This is a genomic window from Pseudomonas hygromyciniae (genome assembly GCF_016925675.1).
Taxonomy (GTDB): Bacteria; Pseudomonadota; Gammaproteobacteria; order Pseudomonadales; family Pseudomonadaceae; genus Aquipseudomonas; species Aquipseudomonas hygromyciniae.
The window spans coordinates 3,236,707-3,257,447 of the sequence record NZ_CP070506.1; the positions used below are offsets into that span (position 1 = coordinate 3,236,707).

The 20,741-nt window shown below is 61.8% G+C and carries 17 protein-coding genes and 4 pseudogenes; 13 read left to right on the forward strand and 8 right to left on the reverse strand.

All coding sequences use genetic code 11. The features are described 5' to 3' along the window. Positions 1-10: 10 nt before the first annotated feature. The 4 genes and pseudogenes from JTY93_RS14140 to JTY93_RS14155 form a co-directional block, all read right to left on the reverse strand. Positions 11-1,279 carry a M10 family metallopeptidase C-terminal domain-containing protein gene (locus tag JTY93_RS14140; RefSeq protein ID WP_205475604.1) on the reverse strand — a complete coding sequence of 423 codons (1,269 nt, stop codon included), beginning with the start codon at positions 1,277-1,279 and terminating at the stop codon, positions 11-13. Between the two features lie 314 nt (positions 1,280-1,593). After that, entirely contained in the window at positions 1,594-1,761 is a 168-nt protein-coding gene (locus tag JTY93_RS14145; protein WP_205475703.1) for a cytochrome C oxidase subunit IV family protein, read from the reverse strand. Positions 1,762-1,811: 50 nt separating this feature from the next. Next, positions 1,812-2,381 (reverse strand): annotated as a pseudogene (locus tag JTY93_RS14150) (cytochrome c oxidase subunit 3). Then, positions 2,365-3,141, reverse strand: a complete 777-nt coding sequence (locus tag JTY93_RS14155; protein ID WP_029291253.1) for a CbbQ/NirQ/NorQ/GpvN family protein — start codon at positions 3,139-3,141, stop codon at positions 2,365-2,367. The pseudogene JTY93_RS14150 and the gene JTY93_RS14155 overlap by 17 nt, the downstream one beginning before the upstream one ends. 188 nt (positions 3,142-3,329) lie before the next feature. Between JTY93_RS14155 and JTY93_RS14160 the strand changes: the two genes are divergently transcribed. From JTY93_RS14160 to JTY93_RS14210, 11 genes and pseudogenes are all read left to right on the forward strand, one after another. Further along, positions 3,330-5,012: a nitrite reductase gene (locus JTY93_RS14160; protein ID WP_205475606.1), complete on the forward strand. Its 1,683-nt coding sequence runs from the start codon at positions 3,330-3,332 to the stop codon at positions 5,010-5,012. A 24-nt stretch (positions 5,013-5,036) separates the two neighbouring features. Next, positions 5,037-5,351, forward strand: coding sequence for a c-type cytochrome (locus JTY93_RS14165; RefSeq protein WP_169997859.1), 315 nt, complete (start codon positions 5,037-5,039; stop codon positions 5,349-5,351). Positions 5,352-5,367: 16 nt separating this feature from the next. Continuing rightward, the gene (locus tag JTY93_RS14170) at positions 5,368-5,694 is read left to right on the forward strand and encodes a c-type cytochrome (protein WP_178121973.1); all 327 of its coding nucleotides are present in this window, start codon (positions 5,368-5,370) and stop codon (positions 5,692-5,694) included. Continuing rightward, positions 5,691-6,863: a cytochrome D1 domain-containing protein gene (locus JTY93_RS14175; protein ID WP_205475607.1), complete on the forward strand. Its 1,173-nt coding sequence runs from the start codon at positions 5,691-5,693 to the stop codon at positions 6,861-6,863. Before JTY93_RS14170 ends, JTY93_RS14175 begins: the two co-directional genes overlap by 4 nt. A 1-nt stretch (position 6,864) precedes the next feature. After that, positions 6,865-7,323 (forward strand): Lrp/AsnC family transcriptional regulator, encoded by a 459-nt coding sequence (locus JTY93_RS14180; RefSeq protein WP_205475608.1) that lies wholly within the window; start codon positions 6,865-6,867, stop codon positions 7,321-7,323. Beyond that, a complete protein-coding gene (gene ahbB / locus JTY93_RS14185) occupies positions 7,320-7,835 on the forward strand; it encodes a siroheme decarboxylase subunit beta (RefSeq protein ID WP_169997867.1) in 516 nt (171 codons plus the stop codon). The genes JTY93_RS14180 and ahbB (JTY93_RS14185) overlap by 4 nt, the downstream gene beginning before the upstream one ends. Then, positions 7,828-8,271, forward strand: coding sequence for an Lrp/AsnC family transcriptional regulator (locus tag JTY93_RS14190; protein WP_205475609.1), 444 nt, complete (start codon positions 7,828-7,830; stop codon positions 8,269-8,271). The genes ahbB (JTY93_RS14185) and JTY93_RS14190 overlap by 8 nt, the downstream gene beginning before the upstream one ends. Next, positions 8,246-8,785 carry a siroheme decarboxylase subunit beta gene (gene ahbB / locus JTY93_RS14195; RefSeq protein ID WP_205475610.1) on the forward strand — a complete coding sequence of 180 codons (540 nt, stop codon included), beginning with the start codon at positions 8,246-8,248 and terminating at the stop codon, positions 8,783-8,785. Before JTY93_RS14190 ends, ahbB (JTY93_RS14195) begins: the two co-directional genes overlap by 26 nt. Positions 8,786-8,860: 75 nt before the next feature. Continuing rightward, entirely contained in the window at positions 8,861-10,039 is a 1,179-nt protein-coding gene (gene nirJ, locus JTY93_RS14200) for a heme d1 biosynthesis radical SAM protein NirJ (protein WP_205475611.1), read from the forward strand. 67 nt (positions 10,040-10,106) lie between these two features. Beyond that, positions 10,107-10,893, forward strand: a pseudogene (cobA, locus tag JTY93_RS14205) (uroporphyrinogen-III C-methyltransferase); the annotation flags it as partial. Between the two features lie 45 nt (positions 10,894-10,938). Further along, positions 10,939-12,400: pseudogene (locus tag JTY93_RS14210) on the forward strand (cytochrome D1 domain-containing protein). Between the two features lie 204 nt (positions 12,401-12,604). On the opposite strand, the gene JTY93_RS14215 reads toward JTY93_RS14210, so the two are convergent. Further along, a complete protein-coding gene (locus tag JTY93_RS14215) occupies positions 12,605-14,707 on the reverse strand; it encodes a PTS sugar transporter subunit IIC/EAL domain-containing protein (protein ID WP_205518869.1) in 2,103 nt (700 codons plus the stop codon). A gap of 397 nt (positions 14,708-15,104) precedes the next feature. Between JTY93_RS14215 and JTY93_RS14220 the strand changes: the two genes are divergently transcribed. After that, positions 15,105-15,365 (forward strand): hypothetical protein, encoded by a 261-nt coding sequence (locus JTY93_RS14220; RefSeq protein ID WP_169992816.1) that lies wholly within the window; start codon positions 15,105-15,107, stop codon positions 15,363-15,365. A 32-nt stretch (positions 15,366-15,397) separates the two neighbouring features. Further along, positions 15,398-15,736 carry a DUF6388 family protein gene (locus tag JTY93_RS14225; RefSeq protein ID WP_205475614.1) on the forward strand — a complete coding sequence of 113 codons (339 nt, stop codon included), beginning with the start codon at positions 15,398-15,400 and terminating at the stop codon, positions 15,734-15,736. Here the strand turns inward: JTY93_RS14225 and JTY93_RS14230 are convergent. The 3 genes and pseudogenes from JTY93_RS14230 to tssM form a co-directional block, all read right to left on the reverse strand. After that, positions 15,733-16,621, reverse strand: a pseudogene (locus JTY93_RS14230) (serine/threonine-protein kinase). The gene JTY93_RS14225 and the pseudogene JTY93_RS14230 sit on opposite strands and share 4 nt — an antisense overlap. After that, the gene (locus JTY93_RS14235) at positions 16,618-17,349 is read right to left on the reverse strand and encodes a PP2C family protein-serine/threonine phosphatase (RefSeq protein ID WP_240357215.1); all 732 of its coding nucleotides are present in this window, start codon (positions 17,347-17,349) and stop codon (positions 16,618-16,620) included. The pseudogene JTY93_RS14230 and the gene JTY93_RS14235 overlap by 4 nt, the downstream one beginning before the upstream one ends. After that, complete coding sequence (gene tssM, locus JTY93_RS14240; protein ID WP_205475616.1) at positions 17,346-20,741, reverse strand: type VI secretion system membrane subunit TssM; 3,396 nt, start codon at positions 20,739-20,741, stop codon at positions 17,346-17,348. The genes JTY93_RS14235 and tssM overlap by 4 nt, the downstream gene beginning before the upstream one ends.

Sequence of the window (20,741 nt, forward strand, 5' to 3'; positions counted from 1 at the left end):
CCGGGGCGATTCATGCTTTAGCATCCTGATGGTTGTAACTCAGAACAATTTCCCCACGACGGCCCGAGAATCGCTCCACCACCGTCGCACTGGCAAGCTGGGCTTTGTGCAAGACTCCCGCTAAATCTATCTTGTCGGTGCCCGTTTCAAAGTCCAGGAGTTCATCGGGCCTTTCGAGCGTAGAGTCACTCGCGTGGTCATACACGAAGACATCTGCGCCACCACCCCCCAGTAATTTGTCTGCGCCGCCGCCGCCCTTGATTCGATTGCCCACGTGATTACCAATCAGATGGTCGTCTCCATGCCCACCAATGGCATTCTCTAGAACAACGCCCCTGGCAATCGAAATATTGCCTTTCAGCCCTCCAACATCAGAGAACGACTCGGCATTTAGGTTGATGACTTGAGACTGCCTGAAACCGGATAAGTCCAACGTATCGTTTCCGCCACCGTCCCATATGCTGAATACGGGAGCGTCATTGGCGGACTGAAGGCTCATGCTGGGTCGATCAGTATTGGAGTTGAACCCGTAGACGGTATCGCTACTGCGGGTGTTGTTGTTGCTACCATAATTTCCCTGCACAGCGCGAATATCATCCAGCATGGGGCCTGAGGGAAGTTCCCGGTCGAACCTGTGACCTGGTTGATGGGTCTCGGCCCAATAACTCATTGCGCTGCGGGCTTTGGTATCCTGTGCATACTCGGCGTTCTTTTCGTAGCCACCATCATTACTATTATAGTCACCCGGATGTTTAAGGCCGAGGGCATGCCCAAGTTCGTGAGCAGCTATATATGAAAAGCCATCACCGGCCTTTGGTGTATGCGATGCATACTTTGTTCCAATTGTCATCTTTACATTAGGGTGGTAATAATTAGGCAACTGCGTGACACCGCCGGAGGAATTCGGATCATTTACGATATCTATAGAACCGTCTGCCGCTTGGGTACCTACCTTGAAGGTTACATTGGTCACATCTTGCCAACACTGCAATGCATTAAGAATACTTGCTTTCTGCCCTGCCGAGTAACTAGGGTCGATCCTGACGGAAATTTCTATTTTTCCGTCTTGATTGCGATCATAAAACTTGAAACCACCACGGGTTAATTGTTCTGCCGCCTGGTCAGTGGAGAAAGATGGCTTTTCATTTGTCTTGCTGCCACTGGACGCGTCCAACATAGCCAAACGGGTACGCTGCGAATGACTTCCTACATTCATGGCAATTAAATCCTTCTTGATAAACTCAAATAGTTGCCCGGCAAACGCCTTGCCGAAAAACAAATATCCCACACAAGAAATACAGCCACCAATTGATTTATCTATCCAAATAAATCCAACTCATCATTTAAAACTTAGAAACAAATAACCAGAAACTATATAGCGATTATTTTTCAATGCTCAATATTAAATTACATATTAAATCCTAACTAACCGCAACACAGTATGCCGGCGTGATGCAACACCGACCCCATATAGGAGCCGGCCTGCGATGGCGGCAGAGCCGCCAATATATCTTCGGATCGCACCCCGCCTGCGCGAGCAGGCCCACGGGGAATCTCCCCTGGCAGAAGATATTGGCCACACCACAAAGCCCCTTAACCCATCACTACAATCCCCACCACCAACACCACCGGCCAGGCTAACATCGTGGCCCGCCATCCCAGGGGCGCGTGTCGCAGTTCCATAAACCCGTCGGCAATCACCCAGGCCTTGGCTACTGCGGCCAGCACCACCACCCACCACCAACCCGCAGCGCCGGACATGACGGTGCCCACACTCAGCAACACCAGCGCGCCCCAGCACGCCAGCAGCCTCACAACACGTACACCAACGGAAACAGCACCACCCACACCAAATCCACCATATGCCAATACAACACCCCGGACTCCAGCCCCGACTGGCGCCCCCGGCCCGTAAGCCCCGCGCCAGCAGCGCACCGCCAGCCAGGCGAGGATCACCATCCCCAGCAGTACATGCAAAAAAATGAAAACCGGTCAAAATCCAATACAGGGTGAAAAAAAGTACTGTGCTCCAGGCCCAGCCCCGCAGCGGCCAGGTGCCCGTACTCGCTGAGTTTGATCCACACATACACCAGCGCCACCAACAACCCCAGTACCAACAACCCAGCCGCCCGCCGCGAGCGGTCGGCGAGTGCTTGTTGCTGTGCCAACGCGGCGAGCAGGCCAGCCGTCAGCAGGCTCAGGGTCATTGCCAGGCCGGTGGATGTGTCCAGTTGTGCGCGGCCCTCGGCAAAGACCTGGGACCGTAACGTCTGGGTCACTGCAAAGGCTAGGATCAGAATTGCAAACACCGAGAGTTCGGCGAGGATGAAGAACCACATCGCCAGATCACCCGGCAAGCGCCGTTCAACTGAAGTGAACATCAACCACATCCATCAGGGCCGCGACGGTTTGCGGGTCGTCGCTCAGCGCTTCTGCCAGGCAGGCCATGCACGCCTCGCGTGGGGGCATGCCGGCGGCGATCAGGCGCGCGGTGAAGATCAGCAGGCGCGTAGAGGCCACCTCCTCCAGGTCATGCTGGTCAAGCCGGCGCAAGGCTTGCCCCAGGCGCACCACCTGGGCGGCCAGGGCGCTGTCGACCTGGGCTTCGCGGGCGACGATGCGCTCTTCTTCAAGTGTCGACGGATAGCCAAAGCGCATCGCCACAAAACGCTGGCGCGTGCTGGGCTTCATGCCCTTGAGCAGGTTCTGGTAACCGGGGTTATAGGACACCACCAACATGAACGACGGCGGCGCCTTGAGGACTTCGCCGGTGCGCTCCAGGAACAGCTCGCGACGGTCATCGGCCACCGGATGCAAGACCACGGCGGTGTCCTGGCGCGCCTCGACCACTTCGTCGAGGTAGCAGATGCCCCCTTCGCGCACCGCGCGGGTCAGCGGGCCGTCCTGCCACCAGGTGCCTTGGGCGCCGATCAGGTGTCGGCCAATCAGGTCGGCGGCGCTGAGGTCGTCGTGGCAGGCCACGGTATACAGCGGCAGTTGCAGACGGTGGGCCATGTGCTGCACGAAGCGGGTCTTGCCGCAACCGGTGGGCCCCTTGATCAGCACCGGCATGCGGTGGCGCCAGGCGTGTTCGAACAACTCGTGTTCGTTGTTGACGGCTTGATAGAAGGGTTCGGTCATGGCGCACCTTGCATGGGCAACGGGTTTGACGGTAACGCTACGGGGGCCTGCGACAACCTGGCAAGCCGTGCTCAAGGCAAACTTGATCGCCGTCAAGCGGTCATTCACCCACCGCGACATAGTCTCTGCTGGCACTAAGAACCTGCGTTCTAACCGGATCGCAAAGGTCTTGCCTGAGGAGATATGGAATGCTGACTCGCAACAAAACACCCTTCGTACTGACGCTGGCCAGGCTCAGTTGCGCGCTGGCCCTGGCCCTCTCAACGCAGGCCTTCGCGGCGGCTCCCGCACCGGCTGCCGCCATGGTCAAGAGCCCCGGCGCACCCGACTTGAGCCAAGCCGAGTTCGAGGCCTCCAAGCAGATCTACTTCGAGCGCTGCGCCGGTTGCCACGGTGTGTTGCGCAAGGGCGCCACCGGAAAGCCGCTGACCCCGGACATCACCCAGGCCCGGGGCCAGGCGTACCTGGAGGCCTTGATCACCTATGGCTCCCCCGCCGGCATGCCGAATTGGGGCACCTCCAATGCGCTGACCAAGACGCAGATCACCAGCATGGCCACCTTCATCCAGCACACCGCGCCGACGCCGCCGGAATGGGGCATGGCCGAAACCCTCAAGACCTGGAAGGTGCTGGTCAAACCCGAAGACCGCCCGAAGAAGCAACTCAACAAACTCAACCTGGAAAACCTGTTCTCCGTCACCCTGCGTGACGACGGCAAAATCGCCCTGATCGACGGCGACAGCAAGAAAATCGTCAAGCTCATCGACACCGGCTACGCCGTGCATATCTCGCGGATTTCCGCTTCGGGGCGCTACCTGCTGGTGATCGGCCGTGACGCCAAGATCGACATGATCGACCTGTGGCCCGTCGAGCCGACCAAAGTCGCCGAGATCAAGGTGGGCATCGAGGCCCGCTCGGTGGAGACCTCCAAGTTCAAGGGCTACGAAGACAAGTACGCGATCGCCGGTTCCTACTGGCCGCCGCAGTTCACCATCATGGACGGCGAGACCCTGGAGCCCAAGCAGATCGTCTCCACCCGTGGCATGACCGTAGACAAGCAGGAGTACCACCCAGAACCGCGTGTAGCGGCGATCATCGCCTCCCACGAATGGCCGGAGTTCATCGTCAACGTCAAGGAAACCGGCAAGGTGATGCTGGTCAACTACCAGGACATCAAGAACCTCACCATCACCACCATCGACGCCGCGCCGTTCCTGCATGACGGCGGTTGGGACAGCACCCACCGCTATTTCATGACGGCGGCGAACAACTCCAACAAGGTCGCGGTCATCGATTCCAAGGAGCGCAAGCTCACCGCCCTGGTGGATGTGGGCAAGACCCCGCACCCCGGTCGTGGCGCCAACTTTGTGCACCCGCAATATGGTCCGGTGTGGGCCACCAGCCACTTGGGTGACGGCGGTGTTTCGGTGATTGGTACCGACCCGGTCAAGCACCCGCAGTACGCCTGGAAGCAGGTGACATCGCTCAACGGCCAGGGCGGTGGCTCGCTGTTTATCAAGACCCACCCCAACTCGCGAAACCTCTACGTCGACACCACCCTCAACCCCGACACCAAGCTCAGCCAGTCGGTAGCCGTGTTCAACATCGACAAGCTCGACGCCGGCTACACCGTGCTGCCGATTGCCGAATGGTCCGGCATCAAGCAAGGCGCCCTGCGCGTGGTGCAGCCGGAATACAACAAGACGGGTGATGAAGTGTGGTTCTCGGTGTGGAACGGCCAGGAAGAGGAATCGGCGCTGGTCGTGGTCGATGACAAGACCCTCAAGCTCAAGAACGTGATCAGGGACAAACGCCTGATTACCCCGACCGGCAAGTTCAACGTTTACAACACCCAATTCGATATCTATTGAGCTTCATCAACAAGAGGCAACCCAATGAAAAATATCCTGCTTGCACTTGCGGCCCTGGGCGCAGCCTTGAGCCTGTCCACGGCCCTTGCCGAGGATGGTGCGGCGCTGTTCAAGAGCAAACCCTGCGCCGCCTGCCACACCGTCGACAGCAAGATGGTGGGGCCGGCGCTCAAGGACGTCGCGGCAAAAAATGCCGGGGTCAAGGACGCAGACAAGACCCTGGCCGGCCGTATCAAGAACGGCACCCAGGGTAACTGGGGACCGATTCCGATGCCGCCAAACCAAGTCACCGATGCCGAAGCCCTGACCCTCGCCCAATGGGTCTTGAGTCTGAAATAAGCACAAGGAGCACGCCATGCAAGTCTCGATGATCGGTTCGGCCATGGCGCTGCTCTTCCTCATTCCCGCGCCGGTGCATGGAGCACCGGCGCCTGCACGCCAGGTCCAGCTGGAACACCTGCTGATCCAGGACTGTGGGGCCTGCCACGGCCTGCACCTGACCGGCGGCCTGGGCCCGGCGCTGACGCCCCAAGCCCTGGCCGGGCAGACCCGCGACACCCTGATTGCCACCGTGACTTATGGCCGCCCTGCCCTGGCGATGCCCGGCTGGGCTCCGTTGCTCAATGCCGGCGAGATTGCCTGGCTGGTGGACCGCCTCCTGCAAGGAACCCCTGCGCCATGATCCGTCCCCTGCTTGCCTGCTTTGCCGGCCTGTTGCTCACCGCCTGTGCCCAACCACCGCTGCGCGGCACCGGCGACCTGGGCCTGGTGGTGGAACGTGCCAGCGGCAGCCTGCTGATTATCGACAGCAGCAATCAGGCGCGCCTGGCGCGGGTCGAGGGGCTGGGCGACCTGTCCCATGCCTCGGCGGTGTTTTCCCGGGACCAGCGCTACGCCTACCTGTTTGGCCGCGACGGCGGGTTGACCAAGGTTGACCTGCTGACCATGCGCATCGACCAACGCCTGATCCAGGGCGGCAACAGCATCGGCGGTGCGATCAGCCAGGACGGGCGCCTGATTGCGGTCTCCAACTACCAGCCGGGCGGGGTCAAGGTATTCGACGCGCAAACCCTCAAGCAGGTGGCCGATATCCCCGCCACGCCCCTGGCCGATGGCAAGCGCTCGCGGGTGGTGGGCCTGGTGGATGCGCCAGGGCAGCGCTTTGTGTTCAGCCTGTTCGACACCGATGAGATCTGGAGCGCCGATTTCAGCCAGGGCAACACCCCGGCCATCACCCGCTTCAGCGGTATTGGCCGCCAGCCCTATGACGCGTTGATCACCGCCGATGGCCGTTACTACATGGCCGGGTTGTTTGGCGAGGATGGCATGGCCCAGCTCGATCTGTGGCACCCCGAGCACGGGGTCAAGCGCGTGCTCGCCGACTACGGCCGCGGCCAGGAAAAACTGCCGGTGTACAAGATGCCGCACCTGGAAGGCTGGGCCGTAGCCGACAACCAAGCCTTCGTGCCCGCCGTAGGTCGCCACCAAGTGCTGGTGATGGACGCCCGCACCTGGCAACAGACCGCCGCCATCGCCGTGGCCGGCCAACCGATTTTTGTCACCGCGCGGCCCGACGGGCGCCAGTTGTGGGTCAACTTCGCCTACCCGGACAACGACCGGGTGCAGGTACTCGACACAGAAACCCATCAGGTGGTCGCGGACCTGCGTCCCGGCCCCGGGGTGTTGCACATGGAATTCACCGGGCGCGGTGAGCAGCTGTGGTTGTCGGTTCGCGACGGCCAACAGGTGCAGGTCTGGGATCCTTATCGTTTGACCTTGCTCAAGACCCTGCCGGCCGACAGCCCCAGCGGCATCTTCTTCAGCAGCCGCGCGCAAAAAATGGGGTATTGAGATGGAACTGGATGAACTGACCGAACGCCTGATCGACCGTTATCAACACGGCATGCCTCTGTGCGCCGAGCCTTACCTGGAGATGGCAGGCACCCTGGGCTGCAGCGAAAAAGAGTTGATGGCCTGCCTGCAACGCCTGGAACTGGCGGGCGCGCTGTCGCGGGTCGGGCCGGTATTCGATCACAGCCGCGCCGGCGCCAGTACCCTCGCCGCCCTGGCGGTGCCCGCCGAGCGCCTGGAGCAGGTGGCGGCGCGCATCAGCCGCTACCCGGAGGTCAATCACAACTACGCCCGCGAACATCACTACAACCTGTGGTTTGTGCTGACCGGGCCCAATCGCCGCCATCTGGAACAGATTCTGGAGGAGCTGGAAAAGGACACCGGCCTGGTCCCCCTGGACCTGCCAATGCTCACTTCCTACCGCATCGACCTGGGTTTTGCCCTGGGAGGCCGCCCGTGATCGCCCCGCTGAACCATGAACAATTGCTCGACCTGCGCCAGTGCCTGGAGCGTGGGCTGCCGCGCGTTTCGCGGCCCTATGAAGACCTCGCCGAGCAGATCGGCGCCCATCATTCGCAGGTGTTGAAGCAGATGCAGCAATGGCAGGACCAGGGCCTGTTCCGCCGCGTCGGCCTGGTGCTCAACCATCGCGCCCTGGGCTTTGCGGCCAATGCGATGCTGGTGCTCGACGTGCCCGATGCGCTGATCGACGAGGTCGGCCAGCGCCTGGGCCGCGCACCGGGCATCACCCTGTGCTACCAGCGGCCACGACGCTTGCCGCACTGGCGCTACAACCTGTTTTGCATGGTCCACGGCCGTGAGCGCGCAGCGGTGCAGGCGCAGATCCAGGCACTGCTGGACCAGCACATGCTCGGCGACCTGCCCCACCACCTACTGTTCAGCACGCGCATGTTCAAACAATGCGGCGGGCGTTTTGCACCGCCACCGTCACAGGTATGGGCCCATGGATGAACTCGACCGGCAGTTGATCAACCGTCTGCAACGGGGCCTGCCCCTGGTGCGTCACCCCTGGCAGGCCGTGGCGGCAGAGCTGCACAGCACGCCCGACGAGTTGCTCGACCGCCTGCACTTGTTGCTCGAAGACGGCGTACTGACGCGCTTCGGGCCGATGTTCGATATCGAACGCCTGGGCGGCGCGTTCACCCTCGCCGCCCTGGCGGTGCCCGAATCACGCTTTGAACAAGTGGCGGCGCAACTCAACGACCTGCCGCAAGTGGCCCACAACTACCGGCGCGAGCATCCCTGGAACATGTGGTTCGTGCTGGCCTGCCCTACCTGCGACGACCTCGCCCAGACCTTGGCCCATATTCACACCGTCACCGGGCTTGAGGTGCTTAACCTGCCCAAGGAGCAAACCTACCATGTCGGTCTGTACTTCCCGGTTTGACGAAACCCTGGCCCAACGCTTGATCCATTTGACCGAAGCCGGCCTGCCCCTGATTGAAGACCCCTGGACCTGGCTCGCCGAGCAACTGGGCATCAGCGTCGAATCCACCCTCGACCTGCTCAAGCGCCTGCAGGCGGAAGGCGCCATCCGCCGGATCGCCGCCGTGCCCAATCACTATCGCCTGGGCTACCGCCACAACGGCATGACCGTGTGGGATGTGTGCGATGAACAGATGCCGCGCCTGGGCGCACTGATCGGCGCCCAACCCTTTGTCAGCCACTGTTATCGCAGGCCTCGGCGCGCCGACTGGCCCTACAACCTGTTCGCCATGGTGCATGGGCGCAGCCGTGAGGAAATCGACAGCTACCGTGAACACCTGCGCTTTCTGCTGGGCGATGCCAGCCGGGCGGACGAGATGCTGGTGAGCAGTCGCATCCTGAAAAAAACCGGCCTGCGCTTGGCCTCTCCTCGCGCCTGTAGGAGCTGGCTGGCCAGCGAAGGGCGTGAACGATAACGCGGGCATCCTGGATGAACGTGTCGCCGGGGCGTTTTTCGCGAGCACGCTCGCTCCTACAACAAGGAACCTCTTATGCTTAGGATCAGTCATTACCTGCGCACCCTGGCCGGCCAATGCCCACCACCGCGCAGCGCCAAACCGGGCAGCCCGCGCGCACCGGTGGTGATCTGGAACCTGCTGCGCCGTTGCAACCTGACCTGCAAGCATTGCTATGCCACCAGCGCCGACAGTGTGTTTCGTGATGAACTGGACACCGAGGCGGCGTTGAAGGTGATCGATGATCTGCACGAGGCCGGGGTCAAGGTGTTGATTCTCTCGGGCGGCGAGCCACTGCTGCGCGAGGACCTGTTCCAACTCAGCGCCTATGCCCGCACCAAGGGCTTTTTCGTGGCGCTGTCGAGCAATGGCACGCTGATCGATGAAGGCAATATCCAACAGATTGCCGCGGCACGCTTTGACTACGTGGGCATCAGCATCGATGGCTTGAAGGCCACCCACGACGCCTTCCGCCAGTGCGAGGGCAGTTTCGAGCGTTCGATGCACGCCATCAACCTGTGCCGCCAGGCGGGGATTCGCGTCGGCCTGCGCACTACCCTGACCCAGGAAAATCACGCGCAGCTCCCACAACTGCTGGCCTTGATGCGTGAATACGATGTGCAGAAGTTCTACCTCTCGCACCTCAACTACAGCGGGCGCGGCAAACGCAGTCGGCAACTGGACGCCCACCAGCAGATGAGCCGCGACGCCATGCTGTTGCTTTTCCAGCAAGCCTGGGACGACATCCAGAATGGCGTGGCCAGCGACTTTGTCAGCGGCAACAACGACGCCGACGCCGTGCTGTTGCTGCAATGGGTACACCAGCACCTGCCGGAACACTACCCGCAACTCGAACACCTGCTGCATGCCTGGGGCGGCAATGCGTCGGGCAGTGGCATCGCCAATATCGACAACACCGGCGAAGTGCACCCGGACACTTACTGGTGGCAACACTCGGTGGGCAATGTGCGCCACACCTCGTTTCGCGAGATATGGCTGGAGCGCCCCGACCCGCTGCTGCTGCGCCTGCGCCAATACCCCCGCGAGATCGGTGGCCGTTGCACCGACTGCCGCTGGCTGGCCATCTGCAATGGCAACACGCGCACCCGCGCCTGGGCTGGCGGCGACCTCTGGGGCCCGGACCCCGGTTGCTACCTCAGCGACGCTGAAATCGCCCGTACGCCGCCCACCTTGATTCCTTGCTCGGCACGCTGAACCACTGGCCGGCTACCTGGTGAAACAACCGGGGGCCGGCAACCTGATGATGAACCAAGGAAGTCTCATGCACTCATCCCACGCGTTACCCCCCGTGCTGCACAGCCCCTTCCCCCCCCGGCGAAGTCGCCCTGGTCGGCGCCGGTCCCGGCGACCCGCGCCTGTTGACCCTGCGCGCCTGGAGTTTGTTGATGCAGGCCGATGCCGTGGTGTTCGACCGCCTGATCAGCGCCGAACTGCTGACCCTGATCCCGCTGACCTGTGCCCGGCACTATGTGGGCAAGGCTAGCGGTAATCACAGCCTGCCCCAGTCGCAGATCAACGAACTGCTGGCCGAACTGGCCCTGCAGGGGCAGCGGGTGGTGCGGCTCAAGGGCGGCGACCCGTTCGTGTTTGGCCGCGGTGCCGAAGAACTGGAATACCTGCTGGCGCAAGGCGTGTCGTGCCAGGTGGTGCCAGGCATCACGGCGGCCTCCGGTTGCAGCGCCTATGCGGGCATCCCACTGACCCACCGTGACGTGGTCAATTCGTGCCGCTTCGTCACCGGGCATTTGCAGCGCGACGGCGAATTGAAATTGCCCTGGGACAGCCTCGCCGACAGCACCCAGACCCTGGTGTTCTACATGGGCCTGTCGAACCTGGCGATGATCGCCGAACGCCTGATCGATGCCGGACTGCCCGCCGACACGCCGGCAGCGTTGATCTGTAACGGCGCCCGCGCCGACCAGCAGGTGCATCGCGGCACCCTGCGCCTGCTGCCAGCCCTGGCCTTGATGTGCGAGCCCGGGGTGCCGACCTTGACGGTGATCGGGCATGTGGTCGACCTGTTTGCCGATGCGGCCCTGCACTACCCCCGCCAGCCTGGCGCCCGCACACCGCGCAGTGTCCGAGGTGGCGGTATGAAACGCCTGTGGCTGGTGCCGCTGCTTTGGGGCAGTGCCGCCCACGGCGCAACCGATGCCGCCACCGATTACCAGCAGCATTGCCAAAGCTGCCACGGCCTCAACCGGGTCGGCAGCAGCGGCCCGGCGTTACTGCCGGAGAGCCTGGGGCGGATCAAGCCGGCCGAGATTCGCCAAGTGATCGAACAAGGCCGCCCGGCCAGCCAGATGGCGGCATTCGCCCCACTGCTGACGGCGCAGCAGATCGACGGCCTGGTGAGCTTCCTGCAACAGCCGCCCGCCACCCCCCGCGACCTGGAGCGAGCAGGATGTACGCAGCAGCCACCGCCAATTGGCCGACCTCAGTCAACTGCCCAGCACGCCGCAGCATCACGCCGATCCGCTGAACCTGTTTGTGGTGGTGGAGTCGGGCGATCATCACATCGACATTCTCGACGGTGATCGCTTTGAAGTGCTCGACCGTTTTGCCTCGCACTTTGCCGTACACGGTGGGCCGAAGTTCTCCCCCGACGGGCGCTTTGTGTACTTTGCTTCGCGCGACGGCTGGATCAGCCTCTATGACCTGCACAACCTCAAGCTGATCGCCGAGATCCGCGCCGGCCTCAATACCCGCAACCTCGCGGTGAGCAAGGATGGCCGCTGGGTGCTGGTGGGCAATTACCTGCCCGGCAACCTGGTGGTGCTGGATGCGCGTGACCTGTCACTGGTCAAGACGCTGCCTACGGGCTCACGGGTCAGCGCGGTGTACACCGCCCCGCCGCGCAACAGTTTTGTGGTTGCCCTCAAGGATGTGAATGAAGTCTGGGAGTTGTCCTATGGGGCGGCCAAACCGGACTTCGAGCCCCGGCGCATCCAGGCCCAGGACGTGCTCGATGACTTTTCCTTTTCCCCCGACTACCGCCAACTGCTCGCCACCTCACGCAAGGCCGGCGGCGGGCAAGTGATTGACCTGGATACCGGGCAGGTAGTGACCGACATTGCACTGGCGGGCATGCCGCACCTGGGCTCGGGCACTTACTGGCAACGCAACGGACAATGGGTGTTTGCCACGCCGAATATCAGCAAGGGGCAGATTTCGGTGCTGGACCTCAAGACCTGGAAACTGATCAAACAGATTCCCACCCTGGGGCCGGGGTTCTTTATGCGCAGCCACGCCAACTCGCGCTATGTATGGAGTGATGTGTTTTTTGGCCCGGACAATGACGCGATCCACTTGATCGACAAACAGACCCTGGAAATCGCCCACACCCTGCGGCCCATGCCGGGCAAGACCGCGGCGCACGTGGAGTTCACTCGGGATGGCCGCTATCTGCTACTGAGCATCTGGGATCGCGAGGGTGCGTTGATCGTGTACGACAGCCAGACTTTGCAGGAGGTCAAGCGCCTGCCCATGAACAAGCCATCGGGCAAGTACAACGTGGGTAACAAGATTGAGTTTGCCGAAGGCACTTCCCATTAACCTGTGGCGATCGGGGCTGTTGTGGCGAGCGGGGCTTGTTGTGGTGAGTGGGGCTTGTTGTGGCGAGCGGGCTTGCTCCCGCGCTGGGCTGCGAAGCAGCCCCAAAACCAGGCAACGAGCAATGCCTGACACACCTCATTGTTCTTGAATGGGGCTGCTTCGCAGCCCAGCGCGGGGCAAGCCCGCTCGCCACACACAGCCGGGCTATGCACCCGCCTCATCGCTGACCTTGACCGCACGCTCGCGCACAAATCCTGGCACAGCATCACCAGGCAGCGCTTTGCTGAAATACCAGCCCTGGATAATCAACTCCGCCCCGACGTCCCCCCTGCCCGACTGTAGAAACGCCAACTGCTCGGCCGTTTCCACGCCCTCCACCACCACGCCCAGGTTCAGTGCTTCACAAAAGCGCAACATGCCGGTCAACACCTGCGCGCCCTTGGGGTCTTGCTGGGCCACCACAAAACTGCGGTCGATCTTGATGAAGTCGACCGGGAACTGGTGCAGGTAACTCAGCGCGGAATACCCTGTGCCGAAGTCGTCGATATAGACCTTGGCACCTATGGTCTGCAGTTTTTCGATCATCTGCCGGGTGACCTGGGTATCGCCCACCAGTGCATCCTCGGTGATTTCCACCGACACCTGGCCGTTGGCCTGGGACAGGATCTGCACCAGTTGCCTGCCGTACGCCGGGGTCATCAGGGTGGCGCTGGAGATATTGATGGTGATGGGCAGCGCAAACCCGACTCTCTGCCACTTCTGGTACTGGCGCACCGCCTGGGAAGCGACCCACAAGTCGACGTCCGGCATCAAGCGGGCCTGGGCCAGCCACTGGAGGAACTCCCAGGGCGAATGCACCTTGCCTGCGCCGTCCCTGGCACGCATCAGGGCTTCGCAGCCGGTGCACAAGCCCGTCAGGGAGGACACCTGGGGTTGGTATTCCAGATAAAACTCGTAGTCGCTGATCTGCTGGATCCTGCTCAAATCAAGGGCCTGGCGTGCCAACGCCTTGTGCGACGCCAGCACCGGGTCCAACTCCAGCAGACGGCCTTTTTCTTCAAGCCCGCGAAAGGTCGTGTCGAATGACTTGAGGTATACGGTCGCGCCCTCCAAGGTCTGCCGGTGGATGGCCCGAATGTAAGGCCCATAGATCAGCGTCCCCACCCCCAGCAGCACCAGTTGCAGCGCCACCGCGGCCAAATCGCCCTGGGTGCTCAGGTAGGCGTTGAGCAGCACCGGCGCGGTAAACGGCACGCTGGCCACCGCCGGCGAGACCCAACCGGCCTGCACCACAAACAACGCCAGCAGGGTGTTGATCACCGGCACGGCTAAAAAGGGAATAAACAGGCGAGGATTGAGGATGATGGGCAAGCCAAACAGCAACACTTCACTGACATTGAACAGCGACAGCGGCAGGCTGGCCACGGCCAGCAGGCGCATGGATTGGCTCCTGGAAAACAGCAGAATCGCCAGCAACAGACACAGCGAACCTCCAGATCCGCCAATAAAGGCAAAGCACCCCAGCAGGCCGCCATTCAACGCGTATCGGATGGGCTCTCCCGCCGTCAGCGCCGCGCCATTGAGCACCACCGCCTGATCCAATGCGTCAAACAGCGGTTGGATCGCATACACGCCATGGATGCCAAAAAACCACAGCAGCGAATTGATCGCAGTGACAAATATCCCGCTGCCATATGGCGACTGCAACGCATCGAGCATCTCCGGGCCCTGGAACTGCACCACATGGGGAACCTGCAACAGCAACGACAACGTCACCACCAGCAGCGACGCGGTGATTGCCCCCGGTACCACCATGTTGATGGTGCCCTTGAGGTTGTGCCCCACCAGGTCCTGATTGACCAGGCGGGTCCATCGGTAACGATGTAGCCAGGCAATCATCGGGACATTGATCAGCGGCGAGGCAATGGCTATGAACAAGATAAAAGTCGCCGACGCACGGGGGTAGTCGCGCAGGACAAAGGTGGCGATGACTACATGCGCCAGGCACAGGAAGGCCACTGGCAACTGGGGTAAACGGTGCTGGATCGCCAACATATAGCCGATGGAAGCCGCGACCAGCAGCGGGATCACGGAGCTGATCTTGGCATGCAGACCCGCCAGGAATGCCACCACCGGCGGTGGGAAATCAAGGATTCGGGCACATTCGGACAACAGCAGAAAACCTGCCGAAACCAGCAGGCACGGCAGGATCCATAACAGGCCCTCACGGATGGCCCGTAGCGACTCCGTGCTCGCCAGGGCCGCCAGGCGTTGGGTGAAAAAGAGCTTGAACAGCGTTTGCGCCATGACTGTCTCCTTGCACCCTTCCTGGCCTTGAGGCCGCTTGACCGGGGGCAGCGCCTCAATCGGAGTGTTCAACGTGGCTTAACGCTACACGTCCAGGCACCGAGAATGAAAGGTTTTTGCCCCGCCTGGCCACGATAAATCGTCCAGCAGTACCTAAAGGAGCACTGGCAAGGGTGAAATTTCTTACGCTTTTTGAAACAATAGCCGGCTTAAGGGCAGTACTGCCCGTGGGCGCGCCAGCGATTGTCGGAACCAATGGTCACCCACACAGGTCTTGAGCTGAACAGGTCTATCGACCCACAAGCCCGTATCGAATGACTCGATCCGCAGACCACTTTCACAGGCGCGGGTGTCGGTACACCGACAGACCCAGCACTCTCAGGGAGATGTATTGAACATGCAACGCAGGATCTCAAATCGCGCACGACCTCTGGCTTTCACTGTAGTGCTCTGGTTGTGTGGGGTCGCCGTACTGTTTTTGATCAAGGCCGCCGTCGAAGCCGTCGAAGGGCCTATCAGCAAAACCTGGGTCGATTTGACACTCGTACTCGCCGCCTACCTGTTCTTTTTCATGCTGGACCCACTGCAACAGTGGACGGCCAATCGCCTGCGCAAACGCGCCCGCCGCAAGAGCCGCTACGAACAAGCTTCGTCCTGACATCCTGCAACCTGTACGCCTGGAGTAACCCCGTGTCTGAACCTGGCGAAAACCATCGGCTGGCCCTGGATATCTTTTTGAGCCAGCATCCCCAGTTGCGCGCCGAACTGGACACCCTGAACCCTCTGGCCGCCCAGGCCAAGCGCGAAACCATGGCGCAATACCGTGCCGAGCGCCTGCACGAAGCCTTTGAAGCCGAGGCAGAGGCGCGCAACCTGTTTGCCTGGGAACTGACGCTGCAACTGATCAGCCCTTCGCCCCAGGAGTTCGAAGCCAGGCGCCTGGAGGTGCACCGGGAAGTGGCCCAGATGGCGGGCCTGGAGTGGACTGAGTATTGTCAGTTGCATGGCCTGGCTGAGCGTTCCCCTTAACGGGCACGGGCAGCGAACCAGCGGCCCACCACCGAGTGTTCACACTGCATGGCTGCCTGCAACTCGTCGGTGGTGATGGTTCGATGCTGTGGGTCGACACTGAGCGCCATCCTCAACGCCGGCCAGCAACGCCGTGGCAGTTGTCGAGGAGGCTCCAATCGCTCCCCTGGCGCACCACGTCCGCCCCGCGCCAGGTCGTACAGCAAGCACGCTGCGCCATAGAGCTCAGTACTGGCTGACAGCGGCGCTCCGTCCAGCAGTTCCGGTGCGGCGTAGGCCGGCGTCCAGGCACTGAAACGCCGCGGATTCAAGGCGGCCAGCTCGGTCAACGGCGGTGCCATCGCTTGGGCCAGGCCGAAGTCAAACAGGCGCACCCCGTCATCCACCAACATGACATTGCTTGGCTTCACATCGCCGTGCAGCACCCCTTGTCGATGGATATGACCCAGCGCACCCAGCAGCCCCCCTGCAATAGGCCGCAATTGCTGCCAGGGCACCCCGCGCGGACAGTCGAGCAACAACTGGTCCAGGGTCATGCCACTCATCAACTCCATGGTGAAGAACGCCACCTCACCAACAGAGTCCACATCAAAGGCAAACACCCGCACCACGTGCTCGTGTCGTAGGTAGCGGGTCAGGGAAAATTCGCTGTAGAGCAGCAGGTGAGCGTCCTGTGACTGGGCAAGGTTTTCACCGAGGACCTTGAGCGCCACCCGGGACCTCGGCTCACCGAATTGCTCATGGAGCAAGTCGCGGGCGCGGTACACGATGCCCATGCCGCCAACCCCCGAGCACCCGCTCAAGACGATAGCGACCGGCCAGTAACGCAGGCATTGAGGTTCTGGCGCCGGACGGATCGCTGGACAGGGGTTGTCTTGCGATCATGGCTTTACAACCACAGCCGTCAGATTATCCCGAGCTTCACCGCGCAGGACCCCATCAAACAAACGATCCAGCATTGACTCAGGGGTTGCCAGGCTCAATGCCTGCCCCAGTTCGGCATGGCTTAGCGCCTGGTACAAACCGTCACTGCACAGCAGGAATACATCGCCTGGGTTACGGGTGAGTTCCAACACCTCCAGCGCCACCGGCTCATCGGCACCGATGGCGCGGGTCAAGGCGTTCGCCGCCGGATGGGCGCGGGCCTGTGCAGGGCTCAACTGCTGCTCGACCCTCAGTTGCTCTTGCAGCGAATGGTCGCGCGACAATTGGTACAACGTGCGTTCGCGCCATAGGTAGCAGCGGCTGTCCCCGGCCCAGATGCAGACTGCACGGTCCCCCTCCAGCAACAGCACCACCACCGTACTGCCCATGGTGCAATCCACATTCGGGCTGGTTACGGTGATCTCCTGGCGCAAGCGTCGGTCAAGCCATTGCAGGCAACGCCTGACCCGCTTGATCCGAACGTCGAGGCCGCCGCCACAGGGTAGCGAAGCCAGGCTATCAACCACCCACCGGCTGGCAACATCCCCGGCGCGATGGCCACCCATGCCATCGGCCACCGCCCAACAGCCCATCTGCGGTTGATCGAGAAACGCATCCTCGTTACGCGACCTGAGCTTGCCACGATCGGTACGCCCTGCACTGCGACAGGTACCTAGCCACGCGCTCACAGTTGCTCCGGTATACGAAAGGTGCGCCACGCGGCCATTTCAAATGGGTTCGGCGTGCGCTGGCTGGTCAGCAGGTAATTGGCGCGCAGGCCGCCGATATCGGCCTTGAGCAACCGCGCATCACGTCCACTTGACGCCTCCCCTTGCAGCACGTCGAACAGGCGGAACAGGGACCATGGCCCGGTGTTTTTTTCGATGCCCATTGGCCGTTGCGCCATGCCTTCGAGCACCAGGCTGCTGCGACCATCCTCGATGGCGCTCGGCCACTGGAACAGCATCGGTACGATCGGCCCGTGGCGGTACTCCATCTGCTGGTCACCAAAGCGCAGGATCGCTCGGCTGACCGTGGGATCCAGGCTGTAGGGCGCCAGGGTAAAGCGCACCCCTGGTTCACTCGGGTCATCGGCAAAGAATGCCTGGCGGATGGTGCGCGCCTTTGCCAGTTGCTCCAACAACGCCCGTGACATCGGCAAGCTGCGGCCATCCAGACTACGCAGTCGATAGCGCTGGCCATCGCCAATCACAAAAGGCCGCAGATCCTCATCCAGGAACCGCGCCATCAACCCCTGAGGCTTGAAAAATTCGCGGAAATCATTGAGCGCCACGTCGCTGCTGGCGTGGGCACTGAACGGATAGCGCTGTTTGATCGCCGACGAATAGAACCCATACACCTCACTCTGATAACGCCGATTGAGATGACGATAGGCATCGTCGAGCACCAGGCGCCAACTGTCGTCGGCCATGTCGGCCAGCCAGCTGTTGAGGGGTGCGGGCAGGCGTTCGGTGGCATTGCGCAGGTTGCCCAGCGCGTCCTGTTGCCCCTGCATACGCCGCTTGACCATCTCAAAGGCCGCCCGCTCGGGCTGGCTTTCCCGCCCAAGGGCGGCCAACTGCAACTGCAGCTGGTTGAGGGTTTGCAGCATCTGGGACAACGCAGGCCCCGGATTGTCCTGCTCATCGAGCAAGTGATGCAGCGCTTCAAAGCGTCGCTGCAGTGCGCGCTGTGCGCTGTCGGGCACCCGTTGCGCAACACTGTCCATGGCGGCCTGGGCCACTGGCGAGCCCGTTTGGAGCGCTTCCAGGCGCTCGAGCGGGCTGGCAAAGCGTGTGTTTTCTCTGACTTGCTGCAGTAACTGCAATAACGGCGAACGCGCTGACGTCAGGCTCGCCAACTGCCCGGCAACCTGTCGGGAGCTATCGTTTTGCTGCAAGCGTACCTGGGCCAATGCGGCGCTCCAGGCTTGGGCGTAGTCGCTGAAATAGTGTTGCTCCAACTCGACCATCAACTGGCGCAAGCCCGTTGCACTCAGTTGCGTGCCCTCCCCCAGTACCCAGTTGTCGCGCACGATGGTATCGACCATCCGGCTACCCTGTACCGCAAAGAACTGACGGTAGCCGTGCTGAGTGAAGAAGCCCGGGATCGGCTGGTCGATGCCGGAGAATACTTGCTCATGCGGGTCCAGATGCTGGGTGAAACGATAAGGCTCAAGCTCGGCGCCCTGCTCACGCAGCAGGCGGTAGACCACGCCAGCCAGGGGTTGCGTTTTCAAGACTTGGCGGGCATCGGCGACCAGTGTTTCGTCAAGCGGCCGCACAAAGGGTTGTTCGAGCAATTGCGCGAAATGTGCGTTCAACCGCTTCTGCAACCCGGGGTCCGCCGGGTAGCGCGCCGACCACAGCCCGGCAACTCGATCCATCAACCAGGAGTTGTCGCGGTGCTCGGGCAAGTTGAGCATCAGGTACGCCCGCAGGCTGAGGAGTAGTTGCTGGCGGTCATGCACGCTGCTGCGTACTTGGTCCTCCAGCATTTCGCTGACCTGTGCCAGCAGGTGTTGCAGCAATATCTGCTGGTAGGCCGTCTCCAGCACCGGGCGACTCATATCGCCCTGGTACAGACCCGCGAACTGCCACCAACCCGTGCCTCGCGGCGCAGCAAAAACCTGGGTGGCGGCCATTCGACTGTCCAGTAGCGCAACCATCTCCAGGGTCCGGTCTTCTGCCGCTTGCGCGGGAACGGGCGACCGCGCCAACTCGCGCAGTTGCTCCAGCCGATGATGGTTCTGCGAATAGCTGTACATCCACAATGAACCCATGCCGCCAAGCACCAGTAATGCGGCCAGCGCCAAGCCTCGCTGGCGCCGACGGATGTGCACCCGCTCCCGGTGGTCCAGGCCGGCCAGGTCGACTTCACCGAACACCACCTGCCTGAACAGTCCCTGAATAAACCGTGGACGGCTGTGTACCGCGTTGCCGGAGCTGGTCAAGTAGAACCCGCGCAATGCATTGACGCGCTGGTAGCGATGAGCAGAAAACGCCAGTTCGATAAACAGGCACAGCCGTTCACCGATCTGCGCCACCTGCCGGGGAAAGTCCAACATAAGGCCCCGGCGCTCGCCATTGCGCTCCAGGTGCAGGCGCCGGATAAGGTCCGCGCTCAGGCGCTGCAGCAGGGCCTCAAAGGCCTGGCGCACTTCGGCAACATCAGTCCCGGCCTTGGCGGGTACGATGTGCTCGCCCCACAGGTCATCACTGGCATGCCCTTGCGCCTGCTCGAAGAACTCGGCAAAGCCGGGCAAATGATCCGCCTGCGTCAGCACCAGATACACCGGCAACTCTACATGCAAGGTCTGCTGCAGATCGTGAAGGCGACTGTTGAATTGGCGCGCAGCAACACTCAGTTCCTGCTCGCTGCCATTGAGCAGGCTATCGATCGATAGCGTCAGCAGCACGCCACTGAGCGGGCGCGCACGACGTCGGGCTTTCAACAGGTTCAACAGGGTTGCCCAACCACCGCTATCAACCTCACTGTCAGCATGTGTCAGGTAGCGCGCCGGGGTTTCGATCAATACCCCCTCCTCGGCCAAGTACCACTCGCAATGACGTATCCCGCCCGCCACATGGGGGGCACCGGAGTCAGCACGATCCAATGGCAGTTGTAGCCCGCTGGCCTCTAGCAGCCGTGTCTTGCCGCTGGCGCTGCATCCCATCACTAAATGCCAGGGCAGCTCACTGCGCCAGCGTTCGCTGCGCTTGCCATAGCGACGCGAGGTCTTGAGGGCGTGCAGCGCCTCCTTGAAACGGCCACGCACGTTATTGTGTTCATGCTCCATAAGCCCCTTGCGCTGTTTGGCCGGTGCCTCGCCCGGGCCGGCATCGACAGGCTGTTGCCCAGGGTCGTGCCGCCTGACAAAGACCATCAGTAACCCCCAGGCCAGGAACAATCCACTGATGGTCAGCAAGCGCGAAGTCGCGCCCAGCCAGAAACGCTTGTCAGCGACCGCCAGCAACGGCCCCGCCCACCACACGATGCACGCCAGCAACAACACCAGCAGCAGGCTCCAAACCCAGGTCAGACCCAGGGTAGCCGCCAGCTTTTTGAATAGACTTTTCAT